Raw genomic sequence first — 7,798 nt, 5'->3', positions numbered from 1 at the left:
CGCTTCAGCGGGGGCTTCCTCAGCCGGGGGCTCGGCCGCGGGGTCGGCGTCCGCAGGGGCCTCCTCGGTCGGGGTCTGGCTCGCCTCGACCACGGCGGGCTCGAAGCCGGAGAACAGCGTGTTCTTCGCGACGACGCCGGCACCCACGACGAGCACGAGCATGAGGGCGAGCACGTAAGGAGTCGGGTTCAGGCGCAATCGTCTGCCGCTTTTCGTCGTCTGAGGGCGCGCGCCGTCGTCTGCGGGGCGCGCCGTGGTCGTTCCTGGGCTGTCCGGGCCACGGCCGGAAGGGCCAGGATCGGACAGCATCGCGGCAGGTGCCGCTGCAGGCTGGGTGGTCACAGGCTGGGTGGTGTTCGGTACGCCCGCGGGAGCCGCTGGCGCCTGCTCGGTCGTCGTCGGGCCCGCAGTGCTTGCCGTCGCGGCCGGAGCCGCCGGTGCTGCTGCGTGCTTGAGGGTCAGTGACGTCGCACCGGCAGCTGCCGCCGCAGGGGCGACCCTGGGGATGCGTCCGGTCGAGGGCCGGCGGACCGGGCCCGCGGGCGGCGGGGTGCCAGGCCTGGCAGCCCCGCGCGAGGCCCCACCCGCCGCGAGGGTACGGACAGACTGCCGGGTGACCTCGCGGGTCACCGGAGGTTCGATCGGCTGCACGGCGACGGGGACCTCGCCGGTCACCGGGACGTGCTCCGAGTCCCAGGGTGCGAGCTCGGAGACGAGCTGCCCAGGAGTGACCGGTCCGTCGTCGTGGTCGCCGAGCGTGACCGAGCACAGGGTGTCGAGGTCACGCGGGACAGCCTGGTCGACGTCGCGGGGCGGGACCAGAGGAGCCCCCGGGACCTGCAGGCGGGCCGGGCCGACGACCCCGGGGTCGAGCGCCTCGACGTCGTGCGCGACGCGGGGCAGGTCGCCCGTCAGGGCGTAGTGCAGGAGTGCGACGAGCGCCACGGTGTCGGCGCGCGAGGCAGCGTCGCCGTCGAGCCGCGCCTCCCCGTGCACGAGGTCGCCGTCGATCCCGAGGCCGGTGACCCGGACCCTGCCCTGGTGCACGCGGATCGCCGAGGGACGGAGCGCACCGTGGTGGACGCCTCGGCGGCGCGCAGCCTCGAGGGCTGTCGCTGCGGCACCGATGACGGCTCGCGCGGCGTGCGGGGACAGCGGCTGGGCCTCGACGAGGTCGGCGAGGGTCGAGCCCACGTAGGGCTCGGTGACGACGATGCTGCGGGCCGCGTCGTGGAGGACGTCGATCACGCGGGTCACGTGCTCGTCGGAGACGAGGGCTGCACGGCGGGCCGCGTCGAGCGTGAGGGGAGCGTCGGGGGAGGTGATGATGCTCAGGCGGACGGGACGGTCGAGGATCTGGTCCGTCGCCTCCCAGGCCTCGATGCCGACGAGGTCGCTCGGGGCACGTGCGTCGAGCCGGTAGCGGGCGACGACGAGCTCGCCACCTTGCAGGTCAGCCACCCCACGGACTCCCGTCAGTCGTCATCTGCGCGCGCCGAGACCGACGCCTGCCGCGCACCATCGTACGTGGCTCATGTGGAGAATCGGCGGGGGACGAAGCGGCGGAACGGTGCAGCCAGGCTCTTCAGCTCCGAGACCCCCATGATGCGCAGGGCGAGGACGTACACCGACGTCATGGTGGTCAGGACGAGGACCGTCACGCCCACCGCGCGGAGCCACGAGTCGCCCGGGGCGAAGCCCCACACGTGCAGGACGAGCCAGCCGAGCAGAGCCGCGATCAGGGCAGACACGACGAGCTGCACGTGCAGGCGCACGATGCGTGCGAGGTCGAGTCCCTCGAGCCTGTCGCGCATCCCTCGGACCCGCAGCAGCACGGCGCAGAGGTTGGACGCCGACATCGCGAGCGCGGCACCGACGGCCCACCACTGCCCCGGCGCGAAGAGCCAGACCGCGCCAGCACCGACGACCAGCACGATGGTCACCGGGATCTGGATGAGGAAGACCGTACGTCCGTCCTCGAAGGCGAAGTAGACCCACTTCATGAGGACCATCGCGCCGAGCGGCGCGAGACCGAGGGACATCGCCGCGAGGACGTTCCCGACAGCGGACAGCGAGTCGGCGTTGAGGGTCGGCACGATGATCTTGACGATCGGCCGTGACAGCACGAGGAACACTGCCGTCGCGAAGACCGTGAACACGCCGATGACCCGCATGCCCCGGGAGACGATCTCGCGCACCTTCGCGACGTCGCCCCCGGCGGCCGCCGCGCTCATGCCCGTGAACAGCGCCGTGGCGATCGACACGGTGATGAGGGAGTGCGGCAGCAGGTAGATCATCAGCGCCTGCGAGTACGCGCCCGGGCCGGCCACCGCGGCGTCGGCGATGCCCGCAGATGCTGCCTGCGGCGCCCCCGAGGTGATGTTCGCGGTGACGAGCACGGCGACCTGGTCGAGCAGGACCGCCGCGAAGGTCCACAGGCCGACGCGGCCGACCGAGCCCAGCCCGGCGCCCCGGAACCCGAAGCGCGGACGGTACCTGAAGCCGGATCGCCAGAGCGGCACGACGAGGATGAGCGCCTGCCCGACGACACCGAGGGTGGTGACAGCACCGAGGACGGTGACCTGCGCCGTGGACCAGGACGCGACGACCACGTCGGTCGGCAGGTGGGTCCCGGTGCTGGGGTCCACGAGCAGCACCCGGCCGAAGACGAGCAGGAAGATCGACAGCCCGACGATCGAGATGATGTTGTTGACGACAGGGGCCCACATGAACGGGCCGAACTGCCCGCGCGCGTTGAGCACCTGGCCGAGCAGCGTGTACATGCCGTAGAAGAACAGCTGGGGGATGCACCAGAAGGCGAAGGACACGGCCAGCGCCACCTGCGCGGGTGTCCAGCTGGAGTCCGTGTAGAGCGCGACCGCGACACTCGCACCGAGCGTGCAGACGACAGTGATGACCAGCAGCACCGACCCGGCGAGCGTGAGCAGCTTGTCGAGGTACTCCTGGCCGTCGGGCGACCTGTAGGCCCGGACCACCTGCGGCACGATCACCGCGTTGAGCATGCCTCCGGCGATGACCGCGAAGAGGATGTTCGGGATCTTGTTGGCGATGTCGAAGGCGTCGGCAATCGGGCCCGTGGCACCGCCGACGACGGCCACCAGGAGGATGTTGCGGACGAGCCCGAGACCGCGCGAGACGGCCGTGCCCGACGCCATGACGATCGAGCTACGGCCCACCGACGAGGTCGAGGTGGCAGGCAGGGTCATCGGTCGTGTCCTTCGGCGTGCTGTGCGTCGTCTGCGGGCTCGACGAGCCCGACGGCGTCCGCGGAGACCCGGCGGTCCGAGCGTCCACGATGGACGGTACGCCAGATGCCACCGCCGAGCAGCAGCACGAGGAGACCGGCGACGACGGCCGTGCCCATGTTCTCCCAGTCGGCGCGGACCCTGACCTCGAAGGGCTCGGCGCTGCCGAGCACGGTCCCGTCGAGCGCGAGTACCTGGGCCGTCACGCGGACGTCGCCGCTGCCGACAGCACGCACCGGGACCTGCTCGCGGACCTCTTGGCCTGGTCCGATCGTCACTGGATCTGTCGTCTCGGCGACGAGCCGAGGGTCGTCAGGGTCGAGCGAGACCCGCAGCGTCACCGGCTGGTCGAGGTCGTTGACCACCTGGACGGGGATCTGGCTCCCCGTGCTGATGATGTTGAAGTTCTTGGCCGTCACGACCGAGACGGACGCCTTGATCCTGTCGACCTCTGCCACCGTCCCGGCGACGGCTGTGCTGCGACCGGCCGGGTCGGCGCGCCAGGAGACCGAGGTCACCGCTCGCGCGGCCTCCTCCACGGGGCCGACGAGGCTGGCCGGGTCGGGGACGACCTGGGCGAAGGTCCGCAGGTCGGCGACGGCGCTGTCGACCGTCGAGAGCTGGTCTCGGGTGATCGCACCCTCCGGGGCGGCGGACTCGGCCGGAGCCGTCCGCGCCACGTCGGTGTCCTCGGCGCCGATGAGCGTCGACACCGGACGCAGCCGGGTCCAGGGTGTCGACCCGAGAGACTCGAGCTGGGCACGCGCGACAGACGCGTCGGGCGCCCAGTCACGAGGGGCTGTCAGCAGGAGGTGGCGGCCCTCGGCGGGCCGCTCTCGGGAGACGATCGCGAGCTCGGCGAGCATCCGTTGACGGGCTGAGACGGCGGTCCCGGTCTGGGCCGAGGTCAGCTGGGCGCTGAGCGGGCCGTCGGGTACGAGCGCGGTGATCTCGCCGGACGACGTCGGGACCGAGGCGCGGCTGCTCGGGGTGTAGCTGAGCGTCGCCGACGGGGGCAACGAGCCGGGCGCTGCGACCACGGTGCTGGCCCCGGCGGCGGCGACGGCCGAGAGCGTCCGTGCGTCAGGTGCGTCCTCCGCGGGCCACGACAGGTCCGTGCGCCAGGTGGCAGAGTCGCCCGAGAGGGGCGGTGACGACGGGACCGGCAGGCCGGCGGCGGCGAGGGCCACGACGTCCTGGTCGTCCGCAGGCAGAGCGAAGACCTCGCGGTCTGCAGCCCCGTCGACGATCCTGCCGGAGGGCCCGGGGGAGGAGGTGTCCGTCGTGGCGGAGGCGTCGCCCCCTCCTGCTGGAGTCTGCTCCCGGACCAGGGACGGGTCGACGGCCCAGCCGACGTCGGCGAGGTCCTCGGTGCTCGCGAGCACCTTCGACAGCCGCCCGTCTGTCGAGGCCGCAGCGGTCAGGGAAGCCTCTGCCGCCGCAGGGTCGAGAGGGTCGACAGCCGGCCCGACGACGGGGACCAGGACGCTCACGTCGACGGGGGTCACCTCGGTGTCCTCGACCGGGAACCACAGGACGAAGGTGCGCAGCGCACCGACGGGGTCGAGGGAGGCCGGGGTCGTGCCGTCGCCGGCGAGCGTCACGGCCATGCCGCGCGGACCCCAGCCGTCGAGGCTGGTGAGCAGCCCCATCGAGTCGGCCTCGACCGAGAAGTCGACCATCGCCGAGTCTCCCGGAGCGAGGTCGGCCGGGACCTCGACAGACTCCAGGACAGTCCCGAAGGCGTCCGAGAGCGTGAGATCGGTCCAGGCGGTCAGGCGCTCGCGGGTGATGAAGCGGTACTTCGACACGCTCAGGGTCGCCACAGGCTGGGCGAGGGTCTCGGTCGTGGTGTTCGTGACCTCGGCGCGGACTGTGAGCGTGTCACCCGGGCGGACGACCTCGGGGTTCATCGAGACGAGCCGGACCGAGGTGGGGGTGGACGTGTCTGGCGTCGCCGCGGCGGCGAGAGACGTGGCCCAGGAGGGCGAGGCGAGACCGGCGACCAGGCACACGAGCAGGAGCGCGGCGAGGAGGAGTCCGGCGGCTCGCGCCGTGCGCGTCTGCGTGCCCCGCGCCCTGACGTCTAGGGCTGCCATGTCGGGGCGTCGGGCGGTGCGGTCCAGCTGCGCTGAGGGTCCTGCAGGATCTCGAAGGCTGCGGCGGCGAGCCGGCGCTCGTTGGGATAGCTGAGGGTCGCCGAGAGCTCTGTGAACGCCACCCAGGCGACGTCTTCTGCCTCGGAGTCCGGGTCGCCCTCGACCGTCAGGTACCCGCCGACGGCCTCGAGCAGGAAGTGGTGGACCACCTTGTGCACCCGGCGGTCGTCACCGGTGAACCAGTAGTCGATCACACCGAGCCGGCGGTGGATCGTCCCGACGATCCCGGTCTCCTCGGTGATCTCGCGGATCGCGGCCTCTTCGGCCGTCTCGACCCCCTCGAGGTGGCCCTTGGGCAGGCACCACTCCAGGCGGCCGGCGCGGTTGCGGCGCGCGATGACCGCAGCGTGCAGGTGACCGTCGATCTCGGCGACCACGAGGCCGCCTGCTGAGGTCTCCTCGACGACCGGGAGGTCGGAGGAACCATAGGACGAGGGCGCGCCAGATGACCCCGCTCGCCTGGCTGCCTGCGGGTCGATCCGCAGAGGATGGCCTCCCGGCGGCGCGGGGACCGGAGAGCGGCCCTCGGAGTGCGCTGCGCTGGACATGTCGGCCACTTTATCTTTGTCTGGCAGGCTTTGATGTTGTGTCGAAGTCCACGAGGTCTGCCAGCGGGTCCACCAGCCCTGAGAATCCGGCCCTAGCGAGCGGTCGGGAGATCGATGTGCCCGCGAATGTCGCCCTGCTCAGACGGCGTCTGTCGACCGTTCTGTCCCAGATGGCCCCCGAGGCCGTCGAGCTCGGTGAGATCTTCGCCGCAGCAGGTCACGAGCTCGCGCTCGTCGGGGGCCCCGTCCGGGACGCCTTCCTCGGGCGGTCGAGCGCCGACCTCGACTTCGCGACCTCTGCCCGGCCCGACGACACCCAGCGCCTGCTCGCCGCCTGGGGAGATGCGCACTGGGACATCGGCAAGGAGTTCGGCACGATCGGCGCCAAGAAGTTCTCCCGCGGGGGTGCGCCCGAGGTGGTCGTCGAGGTCACCACGTACCGCACCGACGAGTACGACCCCGCCTCGCGCAAGCCTCTCGTCGTGTTCGGCGACACCCTCGACGGTGACCTGTCCAGGCGTGACTTCACGGTCAACGCGATGGCGGTCCGGCTGCCGGACCTCACCTTCGTCGACCCGCACGACGGTCTGACCGACCTGGCCCGCGAGGTGCTGCGCACCCCGATCGAGGCTGTCCGGTCCTTCGACGACGACCCGCTGCGCATGATGCGCGCCGCTCGCTTCGCCGCGCAGCTGGGCTTCTCGGTCGACCCCTCGGCCGACTCCGCCGTCCGTGACATGGCCGAGCGCATCACGATCGTCTCGGCCGAGCGGGTGCGTGACGAGCTGTCGAAGCTGCTCGTGTCGAGGTTCCCGCGGCAGGGGCTGCACGTGCTCGTCGAGTCGGGGCTGGCGGACCACGTGCTGCCCGAGCTCGTCGGTATGAAGGAGGCCGTCGACGAGCACAACCGGCACAAGGACGTGTACGAGCACTCGCTGACGGTCCTCGACCAGGCGATCGACCTCGAGACCGGTCCTGACGGTCCGGTTCCCGGCCCGGACCTCGTGCTGCGGCTCGCCGCCCTGCTCCACGACATCGGCAAGCCGGCGACCCGCAAGTTCGAGAGCAACGGGACGGTGAGCTTCCACCACCACGAGATCGTCGGTGCCAAGCTCACCGCGAAGCGGCTGCGCGCGCTGCGCTTCGACAAGGAGACCGTCAACCAGGTGTCCAGGCTCGTCGAGCTGCACCTGCGGTTCCACGGCTACGGTGACGGCGCATGGACGGACTCAGCGGTCCGCCGGTACGTGACCGACGCGGGTCCGCTGCTCGAGCGCCTGCACAGGCTCACCCGGGCCGACTGCACCACGCGCAACAAGCGCAAGGCACAGCGTCTCTCGAGCGCCTACGACGACCTCGAGACTCGCATCGAGGTGCTGCGCGGTGAAGAAGAGCTCGCGTCGATCCGCCCGGACCTCGACGGTCAGCAGATCATGGAGGCTCTCTCGCTCAAGCCTGGGCCAGAGGTGGGACAGGCGTACAAGTTCCTCATGGAGCTGCGCCTGGACCGCGGCCCGATCGGCCCGGAGGCCGCCCGCGAGGAGCTCGTCCGCTGGTGGGCCGCGCGGAGCCCAGAGCAGGCCTGACTGCTCTGGGGCACCTGTCCCATCTCTCGCTGCCCAATCTCTAGCCGACCCCCCCGCGCCCTCCTCCCTGCCCCCTCCTCCCGTCACGCCCGATCGAGATCGTGACTTCGGAGCGAGATCGACCCTTGGGAGTCACGATCTCGCTCCGAAGTCACGATCTCGCGGATCGGATCGGATCGGATCGGATCGGATCGGATCGGATCGGATCGGATCGGTGGGGAGCTGCCGTCTCTTATACA

5 protein-coding genes are annotated in these 7,798 nt (G+C 71.3%); 1 reads left to right on the top strand and 4 read right to left on the bottom strand.

The features are described 5' to 3' along the window. The 4 genes from HZZ10_RS18705 to HZZ10_RS18690 form a co-directional block, all read right to left on the bottom strand. On the bottom strand, positions 1-1,461 hold a 1,461-nt coding region (locus HZZ10_RS18705; RefSeq protein WP_179914669.1), incomplete at its 3' end, for a protein kinase family protein. Positions 1,462-1,532: 71 nt separating this feature from the next. Beyond that, complete coding sequence (gene murJ, locus HZZ10_RS18700) at positions 1,533-3,227, bottom strand: murein biosynthesis integral membrane protein MurJ (protein WP_179914668.1); 1,695 nt, start codon at positions 3,225-3,227, stop codon at positions 1,533-1,535. Further along, positions 3,224-5,365, bottom strand: coding sequence for a DUF6049 family protein (locus HZZ10_RS18695; protein ID WP_179914667.1), 2,142 nt, complete (start codon positions 5,363-5,365; stop codon positions 3,224-3,226). The genes murJ and HZZ10_RS18695 overlap by 4 nt, the downstream gene beginning before the upstream one ends. Continuing rightward, complete coding sequence (locus HZZ10_RS18690; protein ID WP_056136303.1) at positions 5,353-5,973, bottom strand: NUDIX hydrolase; 621 nt, start codon at positions 5,971-5,973, stop codon at positions 5,353-5,355. Before HZZ10_RS18690 ends, HZZ10_RS18695 begins: the two co-directional genes overlap by 13 nt. Positions 5,974-6,143: 170 nt before the next feature. Here HZZ10_RS18690 and HZZ10_RS18685 point away from each other — a divergent pair, with 170 nt between their 5' ends. Further along, positions 6,144-7,559 carry a CCA tRNA nucleotidyltransferase gene (locus HZZ10_RS18685; protein WP_218928959.1) on the top strand — a complete coding sequence of 472 codons (1,416 nt, stop codon included), beginning with the start codon at positions 6,144-6,146 and terminating at the stop codon, positions 7,557-7,559. Positions 7,560-7,798: the final 239 nt, after the last annotated feature.

The organism is Sanguibacter inulinus, assembly GCF_013415325.1.
Classification (GTDB): domain Bacteria; phylum Actinomycetota; class Actinomycetes; order Actinomycetales; family Cellulomonadaceae; genus Sanguibacter; species Sanguibacter inulinus.
Note: the sequence above shows the minus strand (reverse complement) of the source record. Positions and strands in the feature narration are given on the sequence as shown.

Coding starts and splice junctions, on each gene's coding strand:
- murJ (WP_179914668.1), bottom strand. CDS start 3,227: ATGACCCTGCCTGCCACCTCGACCTCGTCGGTGGGCCGTAGCTCGATC.
- HZZ10_RS18695 (WP_179914667.1), bottom strand. CDS start 5,365: ATGGCAGCCCTAGACGTCAGGGCGCGGGGCACGCAGACGCGCACGGCG.
- HZZ10_RS18690 (WP_056136303.1), bottom strand. CDS start 5,973: ATGTCCAGCGCAGCGCACTCCGAGGGCCGCTCTCCGGTCCCCGCGCCG.
- HZZ10_RS18685 (WP_218928959.1), top strand. CDS start 6,144: ATGGCCCCCGAGGCCGTCGAGCTCGGTGAGATCTTCGCCGCAGCAGGT.